General features: G+C 72.9%; 26 protein-coding genes and 1 riboswitch. Of the genes, 19 read left to right on the top strand and 7 right to left on the bottom strand.

Annotated elements, in window-relative coordinates; genetic code table 11:
* Positions 1 to 2: 2 nt before the first annotated feature.
* Positions 3 to 848 carry a formate/nitrite transporter family protein gene (locus OGL89_RS08155; RefSeq protein ID WP_263119441.1) on the bottom strand — a complete coding sequence of 282 codons (846 nt, stop codon included), beginning with the start codon at positions 846 to 848 and terminating at the stop codon, positions 3 to 5.
* A gap of 128 nt (positions 849 to 976) precedes the next feature.
* Between OGL89_RS08155 and OGL89_RS08150 the strand changes: the two genes are divergently transcribed.
* From OGL89_RS08150 to map, 6 genes are all read left to right on the top strand, one after another.
* Positions 977 to 1,645 (top strand): ATP-binding cassette domain-containing protein, encoded by a 669-nt coding sequence (locus OGL89_RS08150; RefSeq protein WP_263119440.1) that lies wholly within the window; start codon positions 977 to 979, stop codon positions 1,643 to 1,645.
* Positions 1,642 to 3,573 (top strand): YhgE/Pip domain-containing protein, encoded by a 1,932-nt coding sequence (locus OGL89_RS08145; protein WP_263119439.1) that lies wholly within the window; start codon positions 1,642 to 1,644, stop codon positions 3,571 to 3,573. Before OGL89_RS08150 ends, OGL89_RS08145 begins: the two co-directional genes overlap by 4 nt.
* Positions 3,574 to 3,578: 5 nt before the next feature.
* On the top strand, positions 3,579 to 4,517 hold the full coding sequence (locus OGL89_RS08140; RefSeq protein WP_263119438.1) for an LLM class flavin-dependent oxidoreductase: 939 nt from the start codon (positions 3,579 to 3,581) through the stop codon (positions 4,515 to 4,517).
* Positions 4,518 to 4,599: 82 nt separating this feature from the next.
* Entirely contained in the window at positions 4,600 to 5,424 is an 825-nt protein-coding gene (locus OGL89_RS08135) for an endo alpha-1,4 polygalactosaminidase (protein ID WP_263119437.1), read from the top strand.
* 36 nt (positions 5,425 to 5,460) lie between these two features.
* Complete coding sequence (locus OGL89_RS08130) at positions 5,461 to 5,769, top strand: winged helix-turn-helix domain-containing protein (protein WP_263119436.1); 309 nt, start codon at positions 5,461 to 5,463, stop codon at positions 5,767 to 5,769.
* A gap of 288 nt (positions 5,770 to 6,057) precedes the next feature.
* Positions 6,058 to 6,825, top strand: coding sequence for a type I methionyl aminopeptidase (gene map / locus OGL89_RS08125; RefSeq protein ID WP_263119433.1), 768 nt, complete (start codon positions 6,058 to 6,060; stop codon positions 6,823 to 6,825).
* Between the two features lie 3 nt (positions 6,826 to 6,828).
* Here map and OGL89_RS08120 read toward each other — a convergent pair whose 3' ends face one another.
* The 3 genes from OGL89_RS08120 to OGL89_RS08110 are packed head-to-tail and all read right to left on the bottom strand — an operon-like array spanning position 6,829 to position 8,903.
* Complete coding sequence (locus tag OGL89_RS08120; protein ID WP_263119432.1) at positions 6,829 to 7,710, bottom strand: SDR family oxidoreductase; 882 nt, start codon at positions 7,708 to 7,710, stop codon at positions 6,829 to 6,831.
* A 48-nt stretch (positions 7,711 to 7,758) separates the two neighbouring features.
* A complete protein-coding gene (locus OGL89_RS08115) occupies positions 7,759 to 8,427 on the bottom strand; it encodes a hypothetical protein (RefSeq protein ID WP_263119431.1) in 669 nt (222 codons plus the stop codon).
* The gene (locus OGL89_RS08110) at positions 8,424 to 8,903 is read right to left on the bottom strand and encodes a hypothetical protein (RefSeq protein ID WP_263119430.1); all 480 of its coding nucleotides are present in this window, start codon (positions 8,901 to 8,903) and stop codon (positions 8,424 to 8,426) included. The genes OGL89_RS08115 and OGL89_RS08110 overlap by 4 nt, the downstream gene beginning before the upstream one ends.
* A gap of 545 nt (positions 8,904 to 9,448) precedes the next feature.
* Between OGL89_RS08110 and OGL89_RS08105 the strand changes: the two genes are divergently transcribed.
* The 4 genes from OGL89_RS08105 (at position 9,449) to OGL89_RS08090 (ending at position 12,103) form a co-directional block, all read left to right on the top strand.
* Positions 9,449 to 10,432, top strand: a complete 984-nt coding sequence (locus OGL89_RS08105) for a hypothetical protein (RefSeq protein ID WP_263119429.1) — start codon at positions 9,449 to 9,451, stop codon at positions 10,430 to 10,432.
* Positions 10,433 to 10,434: 2 nt separating this feature from the next.
* A complete protein-coding gene (locus tag OGL89_RS08100; protein ID WP_263119428.1) occupies positions 10,435 to 10,851 on the top strand; it encodes a hypothetical protein in 417 nt (138 codons plus the stop codon).
* 266 nt (positions 10,852 to 11,117) lie between these two features.
* Complete coding sequence (locus tag OGL89_RS08095; RefSeq protein WP_263119426.1) at positions 11,118 to 11,597, top strand: GNAT family N-acetyltransferase; 480 nt, start codon at positions 11,118 to 11,120, stop codon at positions 11,595 to 11,597.
* On the top strand, positions 11,594 to 12,103 hold the full coding sequence (locus tag OGL89_RS08090) for a low molecular weight protein-tyrosine-phosphatase (RefSeq protein ID WP_263119425.1): 510 nt from the start codon (positions 11,594 to 11,596) through the stop codon (positions 12,101 to 12,103). The genes OGL89_RS08095 and OGL89_RS08090 overlap by 4 nt, the downstream gene beginning before the upstream one ends.
* A 176-nt stretch (positions 12,104 to 12,279) precedes the next feature.
* On the opposite strand, the gene OGL89_RS08085 is transcribed toward OGL89_RS08090, so the two are convergent.
* Positions 12,280 to 13,059, bottom strand: a complete 780-nt coding sequence (locus OGL89_RS08085; protein WP_263119424.1) for an alpha/beta hydrolase — start codon at positions 13,057 to 13,059, stop codon at positions 12,280 to 12,282.
* A gap of 51 nt (positions 13,060 to 13,110) precedes the next feature.
* Here OGL89_RS08085 and OGL89_RS08080 point away from each other — a divergent pair, with 51 nt between their 5' ends.
* From OGL89_RS08080 to OGL89_RS08060, 5 genes are all read left to right on the top strand, one after another.
* Positions 13,111 to 13,956, top strand: a complete 846-nt coding sequence (locus OGL89_RS08080; protein ID WP_263119423.1) for an aminoglycoside phosphotransferase family protein — start codon at positions 13,111 to 13,113, stop codon at positions 13,954 to 13,956.
* Positions 13,953 to 15,128, top strand: coding sequence for an aminotransferase class I/II-fold pyridoxal phosphate-dependent enzyme (locus OGL89_RS08075; RefSeq protein WP_263119421.1), 1,176 nt, complete (start codon positions 13,953 to 13,955; stop codon positions 15,126 to 15,128). The genes OGL89_RS08080 and OGL89_RS08075 overlap by 4 nt, the downstream gene beginning before the upstream one ends.
* A 62-nt stretch (positions 15,129 to 15,190) precedes the next feature.
* Positions 15,191 to 15,628, top strand: coding sequence for a zf-TFIIB domain-containing protein (locus OGL89_RS08070; RefSeq protein ID WP_263119420.1), 438 nt, complete (start codon positions 15,191 to 15,193; stop codon positions 15,626 to 15,628).
* A gap of 45 nt (positions 15,629 to 15,673) precedes the next feature.
* Entirely contained in the window at positions 15,674 to 17,074 is a 1,401-nt protein-coding gene (locus OGL89_RS08065; protein WP_263119419.1) for a lactate dehydrogenase, read from the top strand.
* Positions 17,071 to 17,538 carry a GNAT family N-acetyltransferase gene (locus OGL89_RS08060; RefSeq protein ID WP_263119418.1) on the top strand — a complete coding sequence of 156 codons (468 nt, stop codon included), beginning with the start codon at positions 17,071 to 17,073 and terminating at the stop codon, positions 17,536 to 17,538. Before OGL89_RS08065 ends, OGL89_RS08060 begins: the two co-directional genes overlap by 4 nt.
* 30 nt (positions 17,539 to 17,568) lie before the next feature.
* Here OGL89_RS08060 and OGL89_RS08055 read toward each other — a convergent pair whose 3' ends face one another.
* The gene (locus tag OGL89_RS08055; protein WP_263119417.1) at positions 17,569 to 18,966 is read right to left on the bottom strand and encodes a choice-of-anchor D domain-containing protein; all 1,398 of its coding nucleotides are present in this window, start codon (positions 18,964 to 18,966) and stop codon (positions 17,569 to 17,571) included.
* Between the two features lie 216 nt (positions 18,967 to 19,182).
* Positions 19,183 to 19,273, top strand: a riboswitch (glycine riboswitch).
* Between the two features lie 126 nt (positions 19,274 to 19,399).
* On the opposite strand from OGL89_RS08055, the gene gcvP reads away from it, so the two are divergent.
* The 4 genes from gcvP to OGL89_RS08035 all read left to right on the top strand — a co-directional run bounded on the left by gcvP (position 19,400) and on the right by OGL89_RS08035 (position 24,325).
* Positions 19,400 to 22,300, top strand: coding sequence for an aminomethyl-transferring glycine dehydrogenase (gcvP, locus tag OGL89_RS08050; protein ID WP_263119416.1), 2,901 nt, complete (start codon positions 19,400 to 19,402; stop codon positions 22,298 to 22,300).
* Positions 22,297 to 23,418 carry a glycine cleavage system aminomethyltransferase GcvT gene (gene gcvT / locus OGL89_RS08045; protein WP_263119414.1) on the top strand — a complete coding sequence of 374 codons (1,122 nt, stop codon included), beginning with the start codon at positions 22,297 to 22,299 and terminating at the stop codon, positions 23,416 to 23,418. Before gcvP ends, gcvT begins: the two co-directional genes overlap by 4 nt.
* Positions 23,419 to 23,427: 9 nt before the next feature.
* Positions 23,428 to 23,808 (top strand): glycine cleavage system protein GcvH, encoded by a 381-nt coding sequence (gene gcvH / locus OGL89_RS08040; protein ID WP_263119412.1) that lies wholly within the window; start codon positions 23,428 to 23,430, stop codon positions 23,806 to 23,808.
* A gap of 277 nt (positions 23,809 to 24,085) precedes the next feature.
* Entirely contained in the window at positions 24,086 to 24,325 is a 240-nt protein-coding gene (locus OGL89_RS08035; RefSeq protein WP_263119411.1) for a helix-turn-helix transcriptional regulator, read from the top strand.
* 105 nt (positions 24,326 to 24,430) lie between these two features.
* Here the strand turns inward: OGL89_RS08035 and OGL89_RS08030 are convergent.
* The coding region (locus tag OGL89_RS08030) for a LysR family transcriptional regulator (RefSeq protein WP_263119409.1) at positions 24,431 to 25,353 on the bottom strand (923 nt) is incomplete at its 5' end.

Here is a 25,353-nt window from a genome sequence, read left to right as displayed (position 1 = left end):
GCTCAGCCCCGTCGCCACCGCGAGTCGTCGTTCACCCACGCGTAGTAGAAACCGATCAGCAGTCCGCCGCCGAGGAAGTTCCCGACCAGCGCGATCCCGACGTTCCCCCACGCAGCCGCCAGGTCCAGACCGTCCCGCAGCCCCACGATCCCGAACAGCACGCTGTTGGCCACCGAGTGCTCCAGGCCGAGGAACGCGAAGATGAACACCGCGGTGATCATCACCAGGCACTTGACCAGGTCGGAGTCGATCAGGCCGTTGTAGACCAGCAGCATCGCCAGGTTGATGCAGAAGTTGCAGAGGATCGCGCGGATCAGCAGGTCGACCCAGCCACCGGGGCCGTCGGCCAGGTAGGCGAGCTTGTGCTCGACCGCGGCGGTCATCTCGGCCATCGCGCCGCCCTCGACGATGCTGGAGTACCGGAGCAGCAGCGCGACCAGCAGCCCGCCGATCAGGTTCCCGGCCAGGCAGAGGCCGAGCAGGCGCAGCGCCCGGGACCAACTGGTGCGGCGATGGTAGGCGCCGACGCACACGATCATCATGTTGCTGGTCAGCAGCTCAGAGCGGGAGTAGTAGATGAAGATCAGCGCCCAGCCGAAGATGATCGCGCCGATCAGCCGCCCGAGCTGGCGCAGGGTGCCGTCGCCGGCCGGCACGGTGTCGAAGGCCGCGATGATCGCGTAGTTGGTGGCGTAGAGCAGCCCGATGATGATCCCGGCCATCGCGGCGCGTTGCAGGTAGCGCCGGGTGAGGGCACCCGACATGGTGGTCTTGGCCTCCAGCACCTCCAGGGTGGTGCTGATGAACTGCTTGCCGGGGAACAGCGGATCAGCGGCGGCGGTGGTCACCGGCACACGGTGACATAGGTCCGGCCGATGCGCCTGGGTGGTCCACCCGCGTGCCCCGTCGGTCGCCCTCTGCCACGCTGACCTGGGGCGGGGCGCCGCGGCACCGCCCGGAGAACGAGGGGGCGCGGATGAGCACCGAGGAACCGACACCGGGCGTCGACGCGCGGGCGCTCGGCCTGCGGACCCGCGAGGGGTGGGTGTACCGGCACGTCGACGTCACGGCCGCCCCCGGCGAGGCGCTGGAGCTGTGCGGCTCCGGTGGCACCGGACGGTCGATGCTCCTGCTGACTCTGGCCGGCCGGGCGCGGCCCAGCACCGGCACGCTCCGGGTGCTCGGCCACGAGCGGGCCGCCGACATCCGTGCGCGGGCGGCGTTGGCCCGGGTGCACGACGTGATCGGGCTCGAACCTGAGCAGACGGTGCGCCAGGCGCTCGCGGACCGCGCGCGCTGGGACCGGGTGCGGCCCGGCGGTTCGGACGGTCTGGGCTACCGGCTGGACGAGGTCCGCGAGCTCACCGGTCTGACCGTCCCGGACCGGGAGCGGGTCGAGACGCTGTCCCGGGTGGAGCAGACCCTGCTCGCGCTGGCGGCGGCACTGCTGTCCCGGCCGGGAGTCGTCCTGCTCGACGACCTGGACGTCGGGCTGTCGGCCGTCGAACAGCTCCGGGTCTGGTCGGCTCTGCGCACCGCCGCCCAGGCCGATCACGCCGTCGCGATCGCCAGCACCTCCGGTGCGGTCCCGTCCGGGGCCGACCTGGTGGTCGAGCTGCACCCGAGCCACGTGGAGGAGTCGTGATCCACCTCGCCCTGTCCGAGCTGCGCCGCTACCGCCGACCGGTGCAGCGGATCGCGCTGGTGTTCCTGATCCTGCTGCCCTCGCTGTACGGCGGCCTGTACCTGTGGTCGAACTGGGATCCGTACGGGAACCTCGGCGACATCAAGGTCGCCGTGGTGAACCAGGACCAGGCGGTGACCGTCGAGGGCCGGGACGACCCGGTGCGGGCCGGCGACCAGGTGGTCCAGGAGCTGGAGGCCGACCCGGTGGTCGACTGGACCGAGACCGACGCCCGGGACGCGGCGACCGGGCTCGCGGACGGCACCTACCTGATGAGCATCACCATCCCGGCGGACTTCACCGCCAGGCTCGCGTCGGTGCAGTCCGGCGACCCGCAGACCGCTGAGGTGGTGCTGCGCCGGGACGGCGCGAACGGGTTCATCGTCGGGGTCGCCGCCCGCGGCCTGTCGATCGAGCTGCAGGAGAAGATCAACGCCGCCGCGACCGCCGCGTACTTCACCGTGGTCTTCCAGCAGCTCGGCGAGCTCCGCTCCGGGCTGGAGTCGGCGGCGGACGGCGCGCACCGACTCGAGGACGGCCTGGTCACCGCGCACGACGGCGCGGGCACCTTGGCCGGTGGTCTGGTCACCGCCCGGGACGCGGTGACGCAGCTGATCGACGGCGCGGGTCAGGTCGCCGACGGGAACCAGCGGATCGCGGACATCGTGGACCCGGTGGCGGACCGGCTGCTCCCGGCGATCGGTCCGGTCGCCGACGCCGCCGCGGGCCTCACCCGGAGCACAGCGGACCTGACGAACGTCGTCGCCGACGCCCAGGACGGGATCGGTGCCCGGACCGGCAGCGTCCTGGCCCAGTTGGATGCGCTGGTCGCCGCGGACCCGGACAACGCCGCCCTGGTCGCCGCCCGGGACACCGCCGCCCTGGCCGCGGACCGTGCGAACCAGGTGACCGCCATGACCGGTGCGGTGAACACCGCCGCGCAGGACGTGGCGGGACGGGCCGCGGCGGTGGACGCCCAGGTCCCGGCGATCCAGCAGGACATCCGGCAGGGCCGCGCCGACATCGACCGTCTCGCGTCCGGATCCCGGCAGGTCGTGGACGGCCTGGCCGAGCTCGGCACCGGTCTGGACACCGCCGTCGACGGGGCGGACCAGCTCACCGACGGCACCGGGCAGCTGCTCACCGGGGCGACCGACCTGGCCGACGGGCTGGACTCGGCGGTCGCCCGGATCCCGGACCTGGGTCAGGACGACCCGGAGGGGACCGCGTCGCAGGTCGCGAACCCGACCACGATCCGCACCGAAGCCGTGCACGACGCGGCGTTCTACGGCGAGGGACTGGCCCCGTTCTTCTTCGGGATCGCGCTGTGCGTGTTCGGGGTGGCCGGGTTCACCGTGCTGCGGCCGATCGACCCGCGCGGACTGGCCTCCCGCGCCCGCCCGGTGACCGTGGCCCTCGCGGGCTACCTCCCGGTGGCGGCGATCGGTGTCGCGGGCGGCTGGGTGCTGACCGCCGTCGTCGGACTGGGTCTGGGCCTGGACGCGCAGTCCTGGGTGGCGACGCTCGGGCTGGTCACCCTGGGCTCGCTCGCCTTCACCGCGATCGCGCACGCGCTGCGCACCGCCTTCGGGGTGGTCGGGTCCTCGGTGGCGCTGGTGCTGCTGATGGTCCAGCTGACCAGTTGCGCGGGCATCTATCCGGTGCAGACGCTGCCCGCTCCGTTCCGGGCCGTGCACCCGCTGCTGCCGATGACCTACGTGGTGGACGGGCTGCGGATCGCGATGACCGGCGGGCCGGCGGACCGGCTGCTGCGGGACGTCCTGGTGGTCGCCGGGATCGGGCTGCTCGGGGTGGCGGCCGGGATCGCGGCGGTCGCGTGGCGGCGACGCTGGACGATGGCGCAGCTCAAGCCGGTGCTGGGAGAGTGAGTGGCATGGACCTCGGTGTGATGCTCCCGCGTGACCTGCCCGCCGACCAGGTGCTGCCGTACGCCCGGAGCGCCGAACAGCTCGGGTTCGACGAGCTGTGGGTGGTGGAGGACCTCGGCTTCCGCGGCGGGATCGCCCAGGCCGCCGCCGTGCTGGCCGCCACCGACCGGATCACCGTCGGGGTCGGCATCCTGCCGGTCGCCGCGCGGAACGTGGCCTTCGCCGCGATGGAGTCGGCGACCCTGGCGGAGCTGTTCCCCGGCCGGGTGCACCTGGGACTGGGCCACGGGATGCCCGGTTGGATGCGGCAGGTCGGCGCCTGGCCGGAGAGCATCCTGACCCTGTTCGACGAGTACCTGACCGCCCTGCGCGGACTGCTCGGCGGCGGCACGGTCAGCATCGACGGCCGGTACGTGCAGCTGGACCAGGTGCGGATCGCCGCGCCCGGGCAGGTCCCGCCGCTGCTGGCCGGGGTGCGCGGACCCCGGTCGCTGGAACTCGCGGGCCGGGTGGCGGACGGGACCGTACTCGCCGAACCGGTCACCCCGGAGTACCTGCGGGCCGCCCGGGCCCGGATCGGCGACGTCCCCGGTCACCGGGTGGTGGGGTACGACGTCGCGGCGGTCGGACCGGACGCCGACGCCGCCCGCGCGCTGGCCCGCACCGGCCTGACCTGGATCGGTGACCCGGACTGGGCGGTGCACATCGACCCGCTGCCGTTCGCCGCCGAGCTCCGTGACCTCCGCGCGTCGAGCACCGACCGCGAGGCCTTCGCCGCCGCGCTGCCGGACGCGTGGGTCGATCAGCTGGCGATCACCGGCACCCCGGGACAGGGCCGTGCGCGCCTCACGGAGCTGGCCGAGGCCGGCGCCGACGCGATGGTCCTGATCCCGGCCGGGCCCGAGCCGCTGCTCGCGCTGGACTCACTGGGCGCTCTGGTCTGAGACGCAGAACGGCGATGCCAGCGCTGCCCTTCTCAGGACGCGCCGGGCACCGGCCGGCACCGTCCCGTGGTCGACTGGTGCCATGATCCGCGCCTCTGTCGCCACCCTGGGGGTCCTCGTGCTGGCCGCCTGTTCCGGGCCGTCGTCGGCGCAGGAGCACGATCAGACGGTGCCTGCGTCGGGGGTCGTTCCGAGTGGAGTGATCGACTACCAGCTCGGTGGCGGTTACGACCCGGCCGACGGGGTGGTCGGGGTGGTGCGCGACGTCACCGACCAGCCCGCGGACGGCCTGTGGTCCGGCTGCTACGTCAACGGCTTCCAGACCCAGTCCGCCGAGCGGCAGACCTGGCTGGACGACCACGCCGACCTGGTGCTCCGCGACGACGACGGGCAGCCGGTGATCGATCCGGGCTGGCCGGACGAGCTGCTGCTGGACATCTCCACGCCCGAGAACCGGACCGGCATCGCCGCGGTGCTCGGCCCGGTGATCGCGGACTGCGCCACCCGCGGGTTCGACGCGGTCGAGCTGGACAACCTGGACACCTGGACCCGTTCCGACGGTCGGCTGACCGAGGACGACGCGGTCGCGATGGCCACCCTGCTGGTCGCCGCCGGGCACGACGCCGGTCTGGCGGTCGGGCAGAAGAACGCCCCCGACCTGGGATCCCGGGGTCGGGAGGAGGCCGGCTTCGACTTCGCGGTCTCGGAGGAGTGCCAGCGCTACGACGAGTGCACCGCCTACACCGACGTCTACGGCCCGGCCGTGATCGACATCGAGTACGCCGACGACCTGGACGGCACCTGGGCCGAGGTGTGCGCGGACCCGCAGCTGCCCGCCTCGACCGTGCTGCGTGACCGTGACCTGACCACGCCGGACAGCGCGGACTACGTCTTCGACCGCTGCTGACGTGCCGACCGCCCGGGGCCGATCTACCGTGCGGGCATGCTCCCGCTGGTGGTGGACGTCGCAGCGCGGCGCATCCATGTCCAGGACCAGGAGATCCATCTGACCCGCAGCGAGTTCGACATCCTGCACGCGCTCGGCCGCCGACCCGGGGCGCCGGTCTCCAAGGACGCGCTCGCCCGCGCGGTGGGCAGCGAGCCCAGCGGGTCCGCGCGGCGTGGCATCGAGGTCCACGTGGCGAATCTCCGGCGCAAACTCGGCGACGGCCGCGATCATCCGGCCTGGATCAGGACCGTCCGCGGACGCGGCTACCTGGTTGAACGCGGCGTCTGCGAGATCCGCGACTAAAACCCTTGGCACCCCCCGATCGGCGGCGTACGTTCGTCGCACACCGGAAGGAGGTGATCCGAGAGATGAAGTCTTTTCGGACGCGTGAGGTGACTGTCCGCTAGTCGCCCGAGTACCTCGGACGGATTGTCCCGATCCGCTGGTCCCCGCATCGGGCGGGCCACTGGCGAATCCCCGGCAGTCACCGCAGCCCGTGGGAGCCGCGACCTCGTCCTTCGCGGCAGGACCCCCTGATCAAGGGTCCGGCCCACGGGCTGTTGCCTGCCCCGGTGTGGGAGGGTGTCGGGCGTGGCAGAACTGAAGACCCCCGCCGAGATCGAGGCGATGGGAGCCGCCGGGCGCTTCGTCGCCGGTGTGCTGACCAGCCTCCGTGACGTCGCCCGGGTGGGGATGACCCTGCGCGACCTCGACGCCCACGCCCACCGGATGATCGATGAGGCCGGTGCGCACTCGGTGTACCTCGGCTACCACCCGTCCTTCGGTGCGATGCCCTACCCGGGTGTGCTGTGCAGCAGCGTGAACGACGCGGCCCTGCACGGTCTGCCCTCCGACCAGGTGCTCGCCGACGGCGACGTGCTCAGCATCGACTTCGCCGCCGAGGTCGAGGGATGGGTCGCCGACTCCGCGCTCACCTTCCAGCTGGGCACCTCCGACCCCGAGGCGCAGCGCCTGATCGCCGTCACCGAGGAGGCCCTCGCCGCCGGGATCGCCCAGGCCCGCCCCGGGAACCGGATGGGTGACATCTCCGCCGCCATCGGGGAGATCGGTCGCGCCGCCGGGTTCGGGATCAACGCGGACTTCGGCGGGCACGGGGTCGGGCGCACCATGCACGAGGAGCCGCACGTGCCGAACCTCGGGCGCCGGGGCTCGGGGATGAAGCTCCGGCCGGGTCTGGTGATCGCGATCGAGCCGTGGTTCATGGCCGGCGGCGACGGGTACACCGTGGACGCGGACGGCTGGACGATCCGGACCGCGGACGGGTCGAACGCGGCGCACGCGGAGCACACGGTGGCGATCACCGCGGACGGTCCGGTGGTGTTGACCGCCCGCGGCTGAGCCTCAACGCCGCAGCCGGGACCAGCTGTCCGGGTTCAGGTCCAGCCACTCCGCGAACGACTGCGCCGGTCGGGCGGCCAGCCGCTTGACGGTGGGTGACGGCGTGGACAGCTCACCGCTGGCGATCGCCGCGTAGGACGACACCCAGCCGTCGACCTCCCAGCGCGCCGCGCCGTAGACCTCGCGGGAGGCGTACGCCTGCTCCAGGGTCTCCGGCTCGTAGCGGATGGTCCGGCCGGTGACGCGGCTGAGCACCTGGGCGGCCTCCGCGAGCGAGTACGCGGTCGGCCCGGTGACGTCGAGCGTCGCGCCGTCGAACAGGCGGTGGTCCTCGGCCAGCAGCGCGACGGTGGCGACGTCGGCCACGTCGTCGTGCGCGACGGCGGCGACGAGTCCGTCCCCTGCCGGCCCGCGGATCACGTCGTCCTCGCCGACGAACTGCGCGATGGCCTGGTGGTACAGGCAGTCGCGCAGGAACGTGAAGTGCAGGCCGGAGGCGCGGATGTGCTCCTCGGTCGCCCAGTGGTCCCGGGCGAAGGTGAAGGTGGCGTCGGGGGCGGCGCCCATGAAGGACAGGTAGACGATCCGCTGCACCCCGGCGTCGACGGCGGCGTCCACCGCGGCCCGGTGCTCGCTGACCCGGTTGACGTCCTCGCGGCCCGAGACCAGGAAGACGGTCTGCGCGCCGGAGAATGCCGCGCGCATCGACTCCGGGTCGCCGTAGCCGGGGCTGAGCGCGATCTCGGTGTCGGTGCCGGGCAGCTGCGGGGCGCGGTCGGCGGAACGCACGATCAGGCGCTGGTGCGCGCCCTCGGCGGCCAGCCGGGTCGCGAGTCGTCGTCCCACCTGGCCGGAGGCGCCGGTCACCGCGATCAGATCGTCCATGCCGTGACGGTAGCGGCCCGGCCGGGGTGCCGCGTGTCGGGCGCTCGTCTACCTGCTCTCGCTGGGCAGGGTCTCGTCGCGGCCGATGTCGAGGATGTCGAAGCCTTCCGCGCGGAGCGCTTCCAGGAGGTCGGAGCCTGATGAGATGTAGATCGAGTCGTGGTAGATCGGGCAACCGAGCAGGAACGCTCCGTCGGCCGGCATGGTGAACACGGGCATCAGGTTGTGGTGCCACCAGGGGTGTGGGCGCATGCGGTCGCTCAGCCAGGTCAGCGGCCCGGAGTGCAGAGCCATGCCGTCAAAGGGTCCGCTCAGTGCCTCGAGCTGAGGCGGGTAGTCCGCGAGCCCGACGCCAGCGCCGGCGTACTGGTCGTGGAACCACAGCGAGAAGAAGCACGATTCGGCCGTGGTCGTGGCCGCAGTGAGGGCTCGAACAAGGCGTTCGGTCGTAGGCGGAGCGAGCCACCCATAGGGGAGTTCCAGCTGCTCGACCAGATCTGCAGGAAGGGCCTGGCTGAGTTGGGACCATCGCGTGGTAGGGCTCAGCTGAAGGCCGGCGCGTGCACACAGTTCGGACCACGAGCAGATCGACTCGTCCGCCCCGATGAGTGGGAGGAAGAGCCGGGCAGTGCGCGGGTGCGAGCTGGTGGTGAACCTGGCAACGGTGCCTGGATCGGTGCCGAGCTCGATACCAAGATCAGATCGCTCGTCTTTCATGAGGACCTCACGTTCAGGCCATAGCTGACCAGGTTGTACGGCTGCTCCAGACCGAGCTCGGGAATGTCGTAGAAGACGTCGATGGTCACGAATACCGCAGCGGAGCTGAGAGGCACAGTGATGTCGACCTGCCCCTGTTGTGGCACGAGCGTGCAGATGGTGTCGTCGAAACAGTCGACGCCCGGCAGAGAGTCCTCCGGGATGCCGTCCGCGTCCACCGATCCGAACTCTCGCACGCTGACGCCAGCGGGTCGACTCCCATCCAGCAAGGAGAACGGCAGCCGTGACCGCACTGCGACCGTGGGGAGATCGAAGGCAGTGATCTCTTCATCGCGACTCGTGACGAAATCGCGGAGATCAGCGTCGAACCACGTCGAAGAGAGAGCCGTGACCGCCACGTCAGCGAGCTGCATCGTCGGTGGCTCCGCCGGTGGGGCGTCAACGGCCACCAGATCGAGGCCATCCGACGTTGCCACAGCAGTGGGCGTAGGACCCGGTGAGTGGGCGCAGCCAGCCAGGGTCATCAGTGAGAGAGCTGCGGCCGTGCTGATGACCCTGGCCATGGATGGATTCAGCACGTGAAGCGGCTGACGCCAGGAAGCTGCCAGTCGGCGTCACGGGACCTGTATCGGCGGCACGGATTCGTCGAGCTGGTTCGGGCGGCACGGTTTGCGCGCTCACGCTGTAAGCGGCGCTTCTCACCTCATGTGGCCCCCGGCGGGCGGGCCGCCGACGCTGCGCCCCACTGCCCCGACGCACGGCTGCCCCGCCGAGTCCGGCCCAGCCCCTGAGCTGGGAGCCCTCTTCGAGCAGATCACCGAGCATCTGGAGGTGACCTGATGAAGGCCGGACCACTCGATCGCCGGGTGTTCTGAGCGAAGGCGCAATATGCCCGTTCGGGCGCTTTGCTACTTATGTGCAAATAAGGCGATAGTTGCGCGATATCGGATGATTCCTCTAGATTCTCGAACGATTCGGTGCACGCAGAGGTGCTCCGGTAAACTCCGCCTCGGAGGCTCTCTTGAAATTGAACATCGTTCGTTGCGCCGTAGCCGCAGCCTCCGCCCTTGGTCTGATCGCGGCAGGGTCTCCTGCGATCGCCTCGACGGCTGGTAGCGAGATCGAAGAGACGGCTGCGTTGATCGCCAGGGTTGCACCCGATCAAGGCGTCGTCGTCGCCGGTGACGACATCGGTGGGGCCATCGTCGCCGAGGTGGGTGACGTGGTGGTCAACGTTCCGAGCGTCGCGAGTGAACCGATCGTGATCGACTCCCAGAACGGGGAGCATGATGGCGCCCAGCTCGCTGTGACGCTCCCCTCCGACCTGCCACTCGATCACGCGGAGGTGGCCGACGACGGCACGGTGGTCTATCCCGGTAGCAGTGTCAGCGCGGCGGTGCAGGTGCTCGACAACGGTTCGACTCGGTTGCAGACGGTGATCGAGAACAGCAGTGCACCCAGCGATTTCGCCTACTCGTTCGGAGGCGGCGTGGCTCCGGTCCAGGCTGAGGACGGCGCGGTGACTCTCTCCGTCACGACCGAGGATGCCGTTCTGCAGCTGGGCCAGGTGGACGACGCCTGGGCGGTCGACGCCAACGGTGCCCCCGTGCGGACCTGGTACACAGTGGAAGGTGACATGCTCGTTCAGCACGTGGACCTCAGCTCGACCACTGCGTTCCCTGTTATCGCCGACCCGAAGCTGACCTACGGTGTGGGCGTGTACCTGAACATGACCGGAGGTGAGTGGAAGGCGGCCGCTGCGGCCCTCGTCGGTGCCACTGTCGGCGGTGTCACCGCCGCGTGCTTGGGTGCGAAGCTCCCGGCTGGCATCGGCAGGATTATCAGCCAGGCGTGCACCATCATCGGCGTTGGGACCGGAATCAACGCTTTCATCTCGTCCATTCGGGCGGTCAAGAACATCAAATTGACTGGAACCGCTTGCTACCAGATGAAGATCGTTCCGCGCGGCCCGCTGGTGAAGGTCAACAGTTCGAATTGTAGGTGACCATGACTGACCGTTCGATCCCGGCTGCACGCCCGATTCCCGTCGAGGCCGTGAGCGAGGCCGATCGCACCGACTGGTACCGGAGCCTGGTGCAGGTCGCAGCGATCTGGATCGTGCTGGCTCTCGCATGGTGGGCCACCGGAGCAGACTTCACCTTCGGAGCCATCGTGGCGGTGACAGCACTCAGCGACCTCTACCGCGCGCCGGTCACTTGGAAGCGGGCGGCACGGCACCTCTCGCTGACGGCTGGCCTTGCCCTCGCGGGTGCGATCGCGCTCGGGCGCGAAGGGCTTGGCCTGACGTTCCTCGAGAGAGTCACCCAAGGCCTCGGCGGTCTGGCGCTTGCGGCATTCGTGTGGTCGGCCGCGGCCTACTGGCAGCATCGGACCACGGTCCGTGCGAGTTCGGCTGACAACTGAACAGGTTCACGGTTCGACTTCGCCGATCTGGCGCACCACGGGCGCGTCTGGGCGCGCTCAGGGATCGGTCTCGGGGGTGGGAGCCCGGAGGCGGTGGCGCCGATCGATGCGAAGACCCTGTCGCGCAGCACGGCGGCCTGCCACGCCTTCGGGTCGCGCGCCTTGACGCCAGCCAAGAACGCCGCACGCGCGGTCCTGACACTTTCGGGTGCCACGATGACGGGGTGTCGTCCTTCGCTGCTTATCGTCCCGATCAGCCGGGGTCGGTGGACCCCGGAGTCCGGGTCCGGATGGGCGCATCGGACGACCTGGCGGGCATCGTGGCGGTGGCGGCGTCCCGGGGTCGGTTGCCGGCGGACTTCGCGGAGCGGATCGACGCACGGATGACGGACGCGGATTGGCGGGTGCTGGTCGCGGAGCGGACGAACGCCCCAGGAGTGATCGGCTGGGCGATGGTCGGGCCGTGGACCGGGCTGGTCGATGCACCGGACGGCCGGTACGTGTCGGCGCTGACGGTGACCCCGGAGGCCCGGCGTTCGGGGATCGGCGGGCGTCTGCTGGGTGACCTGGTGGTCGTGGCGGGCGGGACGGTGTTCAGTGTGGTGAACGCCCGCAACCGGGCGTCGCTGGATCTGCATCGGCGGCAGGGATTCGTCGAGCTGGGTCGGGCGGCACGGTTCGCGGGCATCGACTTCGACGGCGGCAGCGGGGTCCTGCTGCGCCGGGACCAGGGAGGACCAGCGTGACCGAGCCCTACCGGATCATGACCGTCTGCACCGGCAACATCTGCCGCTCACCGATGGCGGAGGTGGTGCTGCGCGACCGGCTGGAACGGGCCGGGCTCGGTGACCGGGTGGTGGTGGACTCCACCGGGGTCAGCGACGAGGAGCGCGGCAACCCGATCGACCGCCGGGCCCGGACAGCACTGGCTGCTCGGGGGTACCCGGTGCCGGACCGCGCCGCCCGGCAGGTGCGCGCGGACGACCTGGCGCACCGGGACCTGGTGCTGGCGATGACCTCCTCGCACGCGCGGGCGCTCCGGCGGCTGGCGGACGGCGAGGCGGCCGTCGCGATGTACCGGTCCTTCGACCCGTCCGCGCCCCGGGTCGACGACGGGGAGCCGGAGCACCTGCTGGACGTGGACGATCCCTGGTACGGCGGTCCGGAGAACTTCGAGCACTGCCTGGACGAGATCGAGGCGGCCGCCGACGGCGTCGTCGCCCACGTCCGCGCCGCACTCACGGACCGTTAGTCCGCGGTAGCCCAGTACCCGTCGAGGTCGGCAGTTCCGGCCTGCCGCGCGGCGTGTCGCGTCGGCGCGTCGGCGCACATGCCGATCTCGGGGCGGAGTGCCGACCCCGGGCCGACCCAGTGCCGACCCCGGGCCGGGCTGGTGCCGGGCGTCACCCGGTCGTGACCGGCGGGGGGTCAGGCCAGGAACTCCGCAGCGCGGTCGCCCCAGCCGCGGATGGCGGTGAGGTCGGCGGCGATCTCCAGCCGGGCGCCGGGCAGCAGTCGGGCCAGGGCCGCGGCGGTGGTGACCGGGTGACCGGGGTCGGTGGTCCAGGGCAGTAGCAGCGTGGGGTGCGCGAGCCGCGCCAGCACGCTCGGGTCCGGGAGGTCGCTCGCGCCGGCACCGCGCAGCACGCTGGGCAGCAGGTCGGCGGCGATCGCGGGCTCGGGGTCGAAGTCCAGGCCCTCGAGCACCGCGGGGCCGACGGAGTTCGCGGCGGCGCGCACCCAGGGCTCGATGCCGTGCTGCTCCACCGAACGGGCCTCGTCCTGGTAGGCGGCGGCCTGGGCGGCCCGGGTGTCCCACGCGGTCGGCGGGATGCTCAGCACCAGGCGGCGGAACCGGTCGGGGCGCAACGCGGCGGCCCACAGCACGGTCGCGGTGCCCATGGACGCCCCGATCGCGTCGACCGGGGCGTCCGGGCTGACCTCGTCGATCAGCGCGAGCAGGTCGCCCGCGAGGGAGGACCAGGTGTAGTCGGCGGGCACCGGAGCGCCGGTCGAGCGGCCGTGGGCGCGCGCGTCGTACTCCACCAGGGTTCCGTCGGCCGCGACCGCGGACCAGTCGAACAGGCCCTCGGCTGCGGCCGCCTCCCGGCTGGAGGTGAGCCCGTGCAGGCTCACCACCACCGGTCCGGGACCGGAGTTCCGCACGGAGTAGTCGACGGCGGCGCGGGGGCGGGAGAGCGTGGGCATGAGGGGGACCGTAGCCCCGACCACCGACATCGTGGCCGGTACGGTCGAGGCATGGTCCTCACCGCGGCGCAGCGCGCGCTGGTCGACCGGTGGGTGCCCGGCGCCGAGCTGGTCGCCGACCTGAGCTGGCCCGAGGCGCTGACCCGGGTGTGGCATCTGCGGTCGGGCGACGTGGACGCGGTGGTGAAGGCCGGAGGCGAGGTCACCGGGCACCACATCGGCCGGGAGATCGCCGCCGGGCGGGAGCTGACCGGGCTGGGCGACGGGCTGCCGGTGCTGATCGACGGCTCGGCGCCGGAACGCGTGCTGGCGGTGCGCTACCAACCCGGTGCGCTGGTGCAGGACACCCCGGCGGAGGCCGATCCGGCGGTGTTCCACGCGGCGGGCCGTCTGCTGGCGCGGGTGCACGGGTCGGCGGCGGCGGAGATCTCCGCGGACTACCCGACGTCCCGGCTGGACCGGCTGCGGCGGCTGCTGCCCCGGGCGTCCACCCTGCTCGACCCCGATCTGGCGGCCCGGACCGCGGGGGCGGTCGACCGGATCCGCCCGGTGCCCGAACCCGCGGTCCGCACGCACGGGGACATGCAGCCGCGGAACTGGCTGGTGGACGACGCGGGGACGGTCCGGCTGATCGACTTCGGGCGGTACGCCCTGCGCCCGGCCTACACCGACCTGGTGCGGGTGGTGCACCGGTGCCCGCCCGGCGATCCACGGGTCGGCGCGCTGCTGGCCGGTCTGGGCGGGCCGGAGCCGTGGGACCTGCCGGGCTGGTGGGCGGAGAACCTCTACCAGGCGGTGATGACCGTGGTGTGGGCGACCGACGTCGGGTCCCCGGACTTCGCCGAGGAGGGCCGGGGGATGCTCCGGCGGACGCTGGACGGCACGATGGTGCGATGAAGGTCTCCCAGCGCTCGCACGTGCCGCCGTTCGCGGTGATGGACATCCTGGCCGCCGCCAACGCCCGCCGAGCCGCGGGGGCGTCGGTGCTGAACCTCTGCGCGGGGGAGCCGTCGACGGGGGCCTCCGACGTGGTGCGGGACCGGGCCGCGCAGCTGCTGGCGGGCGGCGACCTGGGATACACCGAGTCGCTGGGATCCCCGGCGTTGCGGGCCGCGATCGCCGGTCACTACCGGCGCTGGTACGACGTGGAGGTGGACCCGGCGCGGGTGGCGGTGACCACCGGGTCCTCCGGGGGGTTCATGCTGGCGTTCCTGGCGGCCTTCGACGTGGGGGACCGGGTGGCGCTGGCCCGGCCGGGGTACCCCGCGTACGCGAACATCCTGGCGGCGCTGGGCTGCGAGGTCGTCGACCTGGACTGCGGTCCGGAGACCCGGTACCAGCCGACGGTCGAGCAGCTCGAGGCGCTGGACCCGCCGGTGACCGGGTTGATCGTCGCCGGGCCGGCCAACCCCACCGGCACCCTGATCGACCCGGCGGCGCTCGCGGAGCTGACCGCGTGGTGCACCGAGCACGGCGTGCGGCTGATCTCCGACGAGATCTACCACGGCATCACCTACCCCACCTCGCCCGAGCCGGCCCCCGGTGCACCGACCGCTGCCCACGCGCTGGACGGCGGCGCCGTGGTGGTGAACTCGTTCTCCAAGTACTGGGCGATGACCGGCTGGCGGCTCGGCTGGCTGCTGCTGCCGGAGGACCTGGCCGGTCCGGTCGACGCCCTGGCCGGGAACGTCGCGCTCTGCCCGCCCGCGCTGGCCCAGCACGCCGGGGTGGCCGCGTTCAGCCCCGAGGGATACGCGGCGGCGCAGGCCAACGTGACGCAGTACGCGGCGGGCCGGCAGCTGGTGCTGGACCGGCTGCCCGAGCTCGGCTGGTCGCGGGTGGCTCCGGCGGACGGCGCGTTCTACGTCTACGCGGAGATCTCGGCCACCGGGCTGCGATCGCCGCAGTGGTGCGCGCGGGCGCTGGACGAGGCCGGGGTCGCGCTGACCCCCGGCACGGACTTCGACCCGGCGCACGGGGCGGACTGGGTGCGACTGTCCTTCGCCTCGGCGCCGTCGGTGGTCGCCGAGGCCGTGGACCGGATCGTCGACTGGCAGCGCGGACTCTGAGCCGCTGGAACCCGGCCGGGCCGCCGGACGTTGACCGCCCACACGACGACGAGGAGTCCGACATGAGGTGTCCCACCGACGGCGCGGAGCTGGTGATGTCCGAGCGCCAGGGGGTCGAGATCGACTACTGCCCGTCCTGCCGGGGGATCTGGTTGGACCGGGGCGAGCTGGACAAGATCCTGGAGCGCGTCGCCGCCACCCCCGGGCTGCCGGGGGACCCGCCGATCCCCGCCGCCGACCCGCGGTTGGCCGACCCGCGCTACGCCCCGGACCCGGCCTACCCGACCGACCCGCGCCGCGTCGCCGATCCCGGATACGCCGCCGATCCCCGCTATGCGCCGGATCCGCGCGCGGGCTACGAGACCGGCTACCGCGAGCCGGGCTACCGCGACGACCACGCGTACCGCGGCGACCCCCGCTACGGCGACCCGCGCCAGCCGTACGGCAAGAAGCGCAAGCGCCGGGAGTCGTGGCTGGAGGACCTGTTCGACTTCGACTGAGCCGCGTCATGCGCGCGACACATCCGTGCCCTAGCCTGCTGCGTCGTGGATGTGGCGGTGCTGGGTGCGACAGGTGACGTGGGGCGGCAGGTCTGCGCCCAGTTGATCGAACGGCGGGTGCTGCCGACCACGTCGCGCCTGCAACTGGTCGGTCGGCCCGGGGGCTCCTCCGGCCGCGCGTCCTACGGGCTGCGCGCCGACCTGATCGACGCCTACGACGAGCACGCCCCGTTGATCGACGTCGCGCTCGACCCCGCCGACGTGGTCGCGGACGTGATCGTGCTGGCCGCGGGCCGGACCGCCCCCGCCCGGGCCGGAGCGGTCACCGACCGTGCGGGGCTGGCCGCGGAGAACCTGGAGGTGTTCGCCTCCTACGCCCGGGCGATCGCCGAGCACGGCTCCGGGCACGAGGTCGTGATCGTGGTGTCCAACCCGGTGGAGCTGGCGGTCGCCACGGTGGCCGCGGAGCTCGGCCGGCACCGGGTGATCGGGATGGGCGCCTGGCTCGACACGCTCCGGTTCCGGCGGGAGATCGCGGTCGCCCTGGGCCTGCGCCGGCACCGGGTGGGCGGCTTCGTGGCCGGTCAGCACGGCGACGACCTGGTCCCGCTGTGGTCGACGGTGCGGATCAGCGGGCTGGACGCCGAGGAGCGCGCCCGAGCGGTCGCCGGCCTGCGCGGCGGTCGGTCGCTGGACGACTTCGGTGCGGAGATCGTCGCCGCCCAGGCGGAGGTCGCCGGGCTGATGGCCGACCAGCCGGAGCGGGCGTTCGCGCTGGTCGAGAGCTGGCCCGCGGACCTGCGTGCGGCGGCCCGGCCGTGGCTGACCCACCAGAGCGGGGCGAAGACGGCCTCCGGCACGGCGGCGGCCACCGTCGACCTGGTGGACACCGTGCTGGACGGCCGGGAGATCGTGGTCGCCGGACAGGTCGCGCTGGACGGTGAGGTCGAGGTGGCCGGGCAGCCGCTGCGCGGGGTGCTCGGCGTCCCGGTGGTGCTCGGGCCCGAGGGCTGGACCCGGGTCATCCTGGACGAGCCCGCCCCCGACGAGGCGCGACGGCTGCTGGCGACCGCGGACCGGATCGACGGCCTGCTGACCCCCTGGGGCCTGGGCCGGGACGGCGGCGTGCCCGGTGGCGGCGCGGTGGACCGGTGGGACGCGGGCAGTCCGCGCGCCACGACCGGCCTGCCGGCGACCGGCCCGGAACGCCGCTGGATCATGGAGCTGACCGGCGACGACCGGACCGGCACCCTGATGGCCCTGGCCAGTGTGTTCGCCAGTCGCGGGGTCTCCTTCGACTCGCTGAACACCGCCGAGGCCCGGGACGGCGCGGGCGAGGTCACGGTCACGTTCTCCGCGACCGAACGGCGGCAGCGACTGCTGATCCGGTCGGTGGCCCGGCTCCAGGCGGTGCGCACGGTGCGGGTGCGGGCGGTGTCCCGGTGATCGGCGACCTGACGATCGAGGTCGACGACCTGACCCGGCCCGCGGTGCACGCGTTGCTCGCCGAGCACCTGACGGACATGCGGGCCGGGAGTCCGCCGGAGTCGGTGCACGCCCTGGACCTGGATCAGCTGCGGCACCCCTCGGTCACAATGGTGACCGCCTGGGTCGGCACGCTGCTGCTCGGCTGCGGGGCGCTCAAGGACCTCGGCGACGGGCACGGCGAGCTCAAGTCGATGCGGACCACGGTGGCCGCGCGGAACCAGGGGATCGGGGCTGCGCTGCTGGACGCGCTGATCGGGATCGCCGCGGAGCGCGGGATGGGACGGCTGAGCCTGGAGACCGGCGCGGAGGACCAGTTCGCGGCGGCGCGCCGGCTGTACCAGCGGCACGGTTTCACCGAGTGCGCGCCGTTCGGGGACTACCAGCCGGATCCGTTGAGCGTGTTCATGACCCGGGCGGTCTGAGTCCGGGGTCCGATGCCGGATGCCGCCGGGTCACGGGCGCAGCTGACGGGCTCGGCGGCGCAGCACCAGGAGGGCCGTGCCGGTGGTGGACGCGGCGAGCGCGAGGCCGGCGAGGGCGAGGCCCGAGCCGGTGACGGCCAGGACCCCGGAGCGGTAGGGCGCGGCGCTGGTCGGGTCCGTGGCGGTGGTGACGGCCGGGGTCCGGTCCGGTCCGGGCGCGGTCACCGCGGGCTCGGGCTCGGGCTGGGGATCGGTCGCCGTGGGCGTGGGCGTGGGGTCGACGACGACCGTGCCGACCGTGCCGGACACCCGGGTCTCCGTGCGCGCGGGGTCCGCCGAGGGCAGCCCGGCCGCGACCGTGTCGTCGATGCCGGTGAGCTCGATCCAGGTCGAGGACAGGTCGGTGCGGGCCTGCCAGGTGACCGTGCCGGTGAGCGTCCCGCCCGGTGCCAGCTCGGCGTCGGGCAGCGTGACCTGGAGGTCGTCGACGACGGTGGCCGTGACCCGGAGCGGCACCCCGCCGGTGTTGGTGATCACCAGCGGCCGGGTCGCGGTCGAGCCCCGGTCGACGGTGCCGAAGTCGATCGGCTCCGCGGTCAGCTCCGCATGTCGATCCACGCCTGTGCCGGTCAGGGTGGGTGCGTTCACCCGGCTGGAGACGGTGCTGCCGACCGCGTGCGCCGTGATCGGGCGGGCCCACGTGCTGGTGGTGCCGGAGGCGCGCGGGGAGAACGCGACCCCGACCCGCACCGTCTCCCCGGGGGCCATGGTCAGGGTCCCCGGCTGGTCGTCGGCGAGGGAGAACCCTCCGGTGGGGATGCCGGTGAGATCGACGTCGATCGGGTGCGGGCTGATGTTGGTCAGCGCGAACCCGTCCTCGGCCGTGTCGCCGAACGGGACCGCGCCGAAGTCGATCGGGTCGCCGACCACCAGATGCTGGGTCGACAGCGACTGGCCGTAGTACGCCGTGGCCGAGGTGCCGTCGGCGGCGGTGGCGCTCAGGTTCAGGCCGGTGATGTACGAGTGCCAGGTGCCGAGCGCGCCCTCGGCATAGGTGAGCCAGTACGAGCACTGCTCACCGGCCCGCATCGCGACCGAGGGGGAGAACACCGATCGAGGACAGGTGCCGGACAGGTGGCTGACCACGTTCGGGCCGCTGTACCACCCCTGCATGGTCAGGGTGAGGTCCTGAACGGCCGTGACGGTCACGGCGGCGAGGGTGGCCTCGCTGCCGCCGAGCCCGGCGACGCCCGACCAGGACGACGCCGACATGCTGAACAGGTCGTTGCTGACCGGGGCGCCCCAGGTCTCGCCGACGAACCCGGTGCTGGTCGTGGGCGGGGAGTCGGCGGCGCTCGCGGCGAGCGGGGTGGTGAGGGTGACGACCGCCGCGAGGGCGACGGCGGTGAGGGTGCGGGGACGCGGCATGGTGGACTCCCGGTGGGCGGCTGAGCTCCCCCGACGAGCCGGTGGCCGGGGGCACGTCCAGCCTGGGAGCCGCGTGCGGGTGTCCGCGGACCGGACTGGGTGGTCCTCGGCGAAGGTGAGTGGCGCGATGTGCCGGGTCTAGGTGGCGGACGGGTACAGACGCCGCCGCGGTCGGCCGGTTAGGCTGTGCGCGGTCTCACAACTTCACACGCTGCTCGAACCGTGGCGGGAGAGTCCACCCGCCGGTGGCGCCGAAGGAGCAAACCCTCCCCGGGAATCTCTCAGGCACCCGTACCGTCACGGCCAGGCAACTCTGGAAAGCGACCGGCACGCACTCCGTGCCGGTCCACCGACGGTGCAAGTCGGCGCGCCCCGGGCTCGGATCGAGCCACGGCGGACCGGCAAAACTCTCAGGTCGTGTCCCCGGGCACGGATGACAGAGCGGGGAGGACGCCTCCCACCCGTCCGTCCCTGGAGCAGCCGCGTGACCCTCCCCCTGGATGACTTCGCCGACCGGCACATCGGTCCGCGTCGCACCGACACTTCCGCCCTGCTGGCGCCGGTCGGCGACTACGCCGACCTGGACGCGCTGACCGACGCCGCGGTGCCCGCCGCGATCCGCACCGACCGGCCGCTCGACCTGCCTGCCGCGCGGAGCGAGTCGGAGGTGCTGGCCGACCTGCGGGCGATCGCGGCCAAGAACACCGTGCGCACCCAGATGATCGGACTCGGCTACTCGGACACCGTGACGCCGCCGGTGATCCGCCGGAACGTGCTGGAGTCGCCCGCCTGGTACACGGCCTACACGCCGTACCAGCCGGAGATCTCCCAGGGCCGGCTGGAGGCGCTGCTGAACTTCCAGACCGTGGTCGCCGACCTGACCGCGCTGCCGGTGGCGAACGCGTCGCTGCTGGACGAGGCCACCGCCGTCGCCGAGGCCGTGGCGCTGATGCACCGGGCGGCCAAGGGGCGCACCGGTGTGGTCGTGCTGGACGCGGACTGCCTGCCGCAGACCCGGGCCGTGGCGGAGGGGCGTGCCGAGGCCGCCGGGTGGGGTCTGGTGGTCGCGGACCTGACCGACGGTCTGCCGGAGCTGGACCAGGATCTGGTGGGCGTCGTCGTGCAGGCGCCGGGCGCCTCCGGGGCGGTGCGGGACCTGCGCCCGTTGGTCGCCGCGGCCAAGGAGCGGGGCGCGCTGGTGACGGTCGCCGCCGATCTGCTGTCGCTGACCCTGCTCACCGCGCCGGGTGAGCTGGGCGCGGACATCGCGGTCGGCTCCTCGCAGCGGTTCGGCGTGCCGTTGTTCTACGGCGGTCCGCATGCGGCCTACATGGCGGTGCGCACCGGCCTGGAGCGGATGCTGCCCGGCCGGCTGGTCGGGGTGTCGATCGACGCGGACGGCGCGGTGGCGTACCGCCTGGCGCTGCAGACCCGTGAGCAGCACATCCGCCGGGAGAAGGCGACCAGCAACATCTGCACCGCGCAGGCCCTGCTGGCGATCGTGGCGTCGATGTACGCGGTCTACCACGGCCCTGACGGGCTGCGGGCGATCGCGGCCCGGGTGCACGCCCGCGCGGTGGCGGTGGCCGCCGGTCTGCGCGCCGCCGGGGTCGAGGTCGAGCACGCGGTCTTCTTCGACACGGTCCGGGCCGTGGTCCCGGGTCGTTCCGCCGAGGTGCTGGCGGCGGCACTGGAGCGCGGGATCAACCTGTACGCGCCCGACGCCGACCACGTGCAGATCGCCTGCGACGAGGTGACCACCGCCGTGCACGTCGCCGACGTGCTGGCGGCCTTCGGCGCCGGTGTGGTGGACGCGCCGGAGTCGGTGATCCCCGCGGGGATCGCGCGGACCAGCGAGTACCTGACCCACCCGGTGTTCCACCGGCACCGCAGCGAGACCGCGATGCTGCGCTACCTGCGCGCGCTCTCCGACAAGGACCTCGCGCTGGACCGGACGATGATCCCGCTGGGCTCCTGCACCATGAAGCTGAACGCCACGGTGGAGATGGAGTCGATCAGCTGGCCGGAGTTCGCGGGCCTGCACCCGTTCGCCCCTGCCGACCAGGCCGCCGGGTACGCCGAGCTGATCGACGACCTGTCCGGCTGGCTGGCCGAGATCACCGGCTACGCCGCGGTCTCGGTGCAGCCGAACTCGGGGGCGCAGGGCGAGTTCGCCGGGCTGCTGGCGATCCGGGGCTACCACCGGGCCCACCACGTCGAGGGCACCCCGGTGCGCGACCTCTGCCTGATCCCCGCCTCCGCCCACGGGACGAACGCCGCCTCCGCCGCACTGGCCGGGATGCGGGTGGTCGTGGTGGCCACCGCCGAGGACGGGTCGATCCTGCTGGACGACCTGCGGGCCAAGCTGGACCAGCACGGTCCCGAGGTCGCGGCGATCATGATCACCTACCCGTCGACCCACGGGGTCTACGAGCAGGAGGTCCGCACCGTCTGCGAGCTGGTGCACGCGGCGGGGGGCCAGGTCTACATCGACGGCGCGAACCTCAACGCCCTGGTCGGCCTCGCCCGGCCGGGGGACTTCGGCGGCGACGTGTCGCACCTGAACCTGCACAAGACGTTCTGCATCCCGCACGGCGGCGGCGGTCCGGGCGCCGGTCCGATCGGGGTGGCCGAGCACCTGATCCCGCACCTGCCCTCGCTGGACCTCGGGGTCACGGGCGCGCCGGCGGTCTCCGCCGCGCCGTTCGGGTCGGCGGGCATCCTGCCGATCAGCTGGGCGTACGTGGCGCTGATGGGCGCCGACGGTCTGCGCCGGGCCACCCAGACCGCGGTGGCGTCGGCGAACTACCTGGCCGCCCGGCTCACCGACCACTTCCCGGTGCTCTACACCGGCCCGGCCGGGCTGGTGGCGCACGAGTGCATCCTCGACCTGCGCGCGATCACCAAGGAGACCGGGGTGACCGCCGAGGACGTCGCCAAGCGGCTGATGGACTACGGCTTCCACGCGCCGACGCTGTCCTTCCCGGTGGCCGGCACCCTGATGGTCGAGCCCACCGAGAGCGAGGACCTCGCCGAGCTGGACCGGTTCGTCGACGCGCTGGTGGCGATCCGGGGGGAGATCGACGCGGTGGCCACAGGACGCTGGCCGCTGGCCGACTCCCCGCTGCGGAACGCGCCGCACACGGCCACCGCGGTGACCGCGGACGCGTGGGAGCACCCCTACGGCCGGGAGCTGGCCGCCTACCCGGTGGCCGCGTTGCGCGGTGCCAAGTACTGGCCCCCGGTGCGCCGGATCGACGGCGCTCGCGGGGACCGCAACCTGATCTGTGCCTGCCCGCCGATCGAGGCCTACGCCGAGGGAGTCGCCCTGTGACCACCACATCGCCGCTGAACGACGAGCACGTCGCGCTCGGTGCCACCCTGGTGCCGTTCGCGGGGTGGTCCATGCCGCTGCGCTACAGCTCCGACCTGGCCGAGCACCAGGCGGTGCGGACCGCGGCGGGGCTGTTCGACCTCTCGCACATGGGTGAGCTGCACCTGGACGGCCCGGACGCGGGCGCCGCACTGGACTACGCCCTGGTCGGCAACCTGACCGCGCTCGCGGTCGGCCGGGCCCGGTACACGATGATCGTGGCCGAGGACGGCGGCATCATCGACGACCTGATCGTCTACCGGCTGGCCGACGAGTCGTACCTGGTGGTCGCGAACGCCTCCAACGTGGCGGTCGTCGCCCAGGAGCTGGCGGAGCGGCTGGACGGGTTCGACGCGGCGCTGACCGACCGGTCGCTGGAGACCGCGCTGATCGCGGTGCAGGGTCCGGCCGCGGCGGCCTTGGTGGTGGGTCTGACCGATCCGGCCGCGGCCGACGCCGTGCGCGACCTGAAGTACTACGCCTCGACCCCGGCCGTGGTGGGTGGCGTCGAGGCGCTGGTCGCCCGCACCGGCTACACCGGCGAGGACGGCTTCGAGCTGTTCGTGCCCGCGGCGGCCGCGCCGGGCCTGTGGCGCACGATCCTGGCCGCCGGGCAGCCGCACGGGCTGGTGCCCGCCGGACTCGCCGCCCGGGACAGCCTGCGCCTGGAGGCCGGGATGCCGCTGTACGGCAACGAGCTGGACCGGACCACCGCCCCGCACGACGCCGGGCTGGGCCGGGTGGTCAAGCTGGACAAGCCCGGGCCGTTCGTCGGCCGGGACGCCCTGGCCTCCCGCGCGCACGCGAACCCGTCCCGGGTGCTGGTCGGCCTGGTCGGTTCCGGCCGTCGCGCCGCCCGGCACGGCTACCCGGTCGTGATGTCGACCGCCGACGACGCGGTGACCATCGGGCAGGTGACGTCCGGCGCCCCGTCGCCGACCCTGGGTGTGCCGGTGGCGATGGCCTACGTCAGCCCGGAGGTGAGCGCGCCCGACACCGAGCTCGCCGTGGACATCCGTGGCCGCCGCGAGCCGGTCCGTGTGGTCGCCCTGCCCTTCTACCGTCGATCCGAGTCCTGAGGAGCCCCCATGAGCGAGACCCCCACCCACCTGCAGTACACCGCCGAGCACGAGTGGATCGACACGACCGGCCCGGCCGGTGTGAGCACCGTCGGCATCACCGCCACTGCCGCCGACGCGCTGGGCGACATCGTCTACCTGGAACTGCCGGAGGTCGGCACGGCGATCACCGCGGGCGCCGTCATCGGGGAGGTCGAGTCCACCAAGTCGGTGTCCGAGCTGTTCTCACCGGTCACCGGGACCGTCGCCGAGGTGAACCAGGCGGCCGTCGACGAGCCCTCCGTGGTCAACTCCGACCCCTACGGCACGGGCTGGCTGATCAAGGTCGAGGTGGAGTCCACCGGTGCGCTGCTGAGCCCTCAGGAGTACGCCGCTTTGTCGGCCGGGTGACACCACCGGGTCCGCGGGCTGATCAGCGGGTGAGACGGTCTGCTTTCACCCGCTGCTCCGAACGGGTGTTTCTCACCCGCGGACCCGGCAAGCGTTTCCCCCGGAATGACCTGGGACTTCGGACCCAGATCTGTGGGCGATTTGGGCGGTTTGCCCGCCGGGCGGGTGAGTCGGGATCTCGGAGAACCCGTGGTGGTCGAGCACTATTGCCGATCACAACCGGTAGACGGCCGTTGGACCCCCTGCAGCCGCGCCTCGTCACCCACCGGAGGAACCGATGACCACCATGGAGATCGCCCCGAACACCAGGAGCGAGATCTTCGGCGAGCCCCTCACCACCCGTGAGCGGATCGTGCTGGCCGAACTGACCGAGGACGTCACGCTCGAGGACATCGCGCGCCGGCTCTTCGTCACCCGCAACACCGTCAAGTCCCAGGTGCGCAGCGTCTATCGCAAGATCGGCGCCTCGACCCGGGCCGAGGCCGTCGCCTGGGCACGCGCCGCCGGCATCCACTGACTCGTCGCTCCCTCACCCCCTCCGGGCACGACGACACAGCTCCGGACAGGACGGCTCCACCGGGATGGGCCGGGACACGCGGCCCGTCCCCGGTGAGGCGCTGTGCTACCGGGCGGTCGCAGCCATCACGTCCGCGGCGAGCTCCCGGACCGCGGCCGACGGCTGACGGCCCGCGGACCACACCATTCGGAGCCGGCGCCGCAGGTCGACCGTGGTCGGCGCCGCCACCAGCTCCCCGCGGGCGAGTTCGTCCACGACCGTGAGCTGCGACAGGACCGCGGCGATCCGCCCGGTGCGCACCATGGTCTTCACCGCCGAGGTGGAGCCGAGCTGGTGCACCGCCCGGCCGAGCGACGAGCCCGCCGCCGACAGGGCCTCCTCCAGCACCTCGCGCGTCCCGGATCCGGCCTCCCGGACCGCCAGGGGGCCGGCCGCCAGCGTCTCGGCGTCCAGCAGCCCTTCCCGGTCCGCCCACGGATGCCCGGGCACGACCACGACCACCAGCTCGTCGTCGCCGACCACGCGCTCCCGCAGACCGTCGACCACCCGCGGACCCTCGACGAACCCGAGGTCCGCGCGCCCGTCCAGCACCGCGGCCATCACGTCCCGGGAGTTCGCGACGGTGAGCTCCACCGCCGCCGCGTCCGCACCCCGGCCGGCGAGCCAGACCGGCACCAGGTACTCCGCGATGCTCAGGCTCGCGGCGACCCGGACCCGATCGCCCTGCCGGAGATCGGCGACCTCCCGCTCGAGCGCGTCGGAGGCGGACAGCACCGCCCGGCCGCGGCGGAGCACCGCCTCACCCGCCGGGGTCAGCCGGGTCCCTGCGGCGGAGCGGGCGAGCAGCGTCAACCCGGTGCGGCGTTCCAGGCGGCGCAGACCGGCGCTGACCGAGGGCTGCGCGATGCCCAGAGCGGCGGCGGCGGCGGTCAGCGAGCCGCGCGCGGCCACGGCGTCCAGCAGGTCGAGTGCGGCCAGCGGGATCCGCCCGCGGGTCGCGGGGGAGCCGAGAGCCTGGAACTCCTCCG

The organism is Cellulomonas sp. RIT-PI-Y (assembly GCF_025642745.1).
Taxonomy (GTDB): domain Bacteria; phylum Actinomycetota; class Actinomycetes; order Actinomycetales; family Cellulomonadaceae; genus Cellulomonas.
The sequence above is the reverse complement of the archived record's forward strand: the minus strand, read 5'-3'. Positions and strand labels throughout refer to the sequence as shown.

Excerpts from the sequence above, each read along its gene's own strand:
- OGL89_RS08085 (WP_263119424.1), bottom strand. The coding sequence starts at position 13,059 with ATGCCCACGCTCTCCCGCCCCCGCGCCGCCGTCGACTACTCCGTGCGG.
- OGL89_RS08100 (WP_263119428.1), top strand. The coding sequence starts at position 10,435 with ATGACTGACCGTTCGATCCCGGCTGCACGCCCGATTCCCGTCGAGGCC.
- OGL89_RS08130 (WP_263119436.1), top strand. The coding sequence starts at position 5,461 with ATGCTCCCGCTGGTGGTGGACGTCGCAGCGCGGCGCATCCATGTCCAG.
- OGL89_RS08120 (WP_263119432.1), bottom strand. The coding sequence starts at position 7,710 with ATGGACGATCTGATCGCGGTGACCGGCGCCTCCGGCCAGGTGGGACGA.
- OGL89_RS08140 (WP_263119438.1), top strand. The coding sequence starts at position 3,579 with ATGGACCTCGGTGTGATGCTCCCGCGTGACCTGCCCGCCGACCAGGTG.
- gcvH (WP_263119412.1), top strand. The coding sequence starts at position 23,428 with ATGAGCGAGACCCCCACCCACCTGCAGTACACCGCCGAGCACGAGTGG.
- OGL89_RS08055 (WP_263119417.1), bottom strand. The coding sequence starts at position 18,966 with ATGCCGCGTCCCCGCACCCTCACCGCCGTCGCCCTCGCGGCGGTCGTC.
- OGL89_RS08150 (WP_263119440.1), top strand. The coding sequence starts at position 977 with ATGAGCACCGAGGAACCGACACCGGGCGTCGACGCGCGGGCGCTCGGC.
- OGL89_RS08035 (WP_263119411.1), top strand. The coding sequence starts at position 24,086 with ATGACCACCATGGAGATCGCCCCGAACACCAGGAGCGAGATCTTCGGC.
- OGL89_RS08070 (WP_263119420.1), top strand. The coding sequence starts at position 15,191 with ATGAGGTGTCCCACCGACGGCGCGGAGCTGGTGATGTCCGAGCGCCAG.
- OGL89_RS08080 (WP_263119423.1), top strand. The coding sequence starts at position 13,111 with ATGGTCCTCACCGCGGCGCAGCGCGCGCTGGTCGACCGGTGGGTGCCC.
- OGL89_RS08075 (WP_263119421.1), top strand. The coding sequence starts at position 13,953 with ATGAAGGTCTCCCAGCGCTCGCACGTGCCGCCGTTCGCGGTGATGGAC.
- OGL89_RS08115 (WP_263119431.1), bottom strand. The coding sequence starts at position 8,427 with ATGAAAGACGAGCGATCTGATCTTGGTATCGAGCTCGGCACCGATCCA.
- gcvP (WP_263119416.1), top strand. The coding sequence starts at position 19,400 with ATGACAGAGCGGGGAGGACGCCTCCCACCCGTCCGTCCCTGGAGCAGC.
- OGL89_RS08135 (WP_263119437.1), top strand. The coding sequence starts at position 4,600 with ATGATCCGCGCCTCTGTCGCCACCCTGGGGGTCCTCGTGCTGGCCGCC.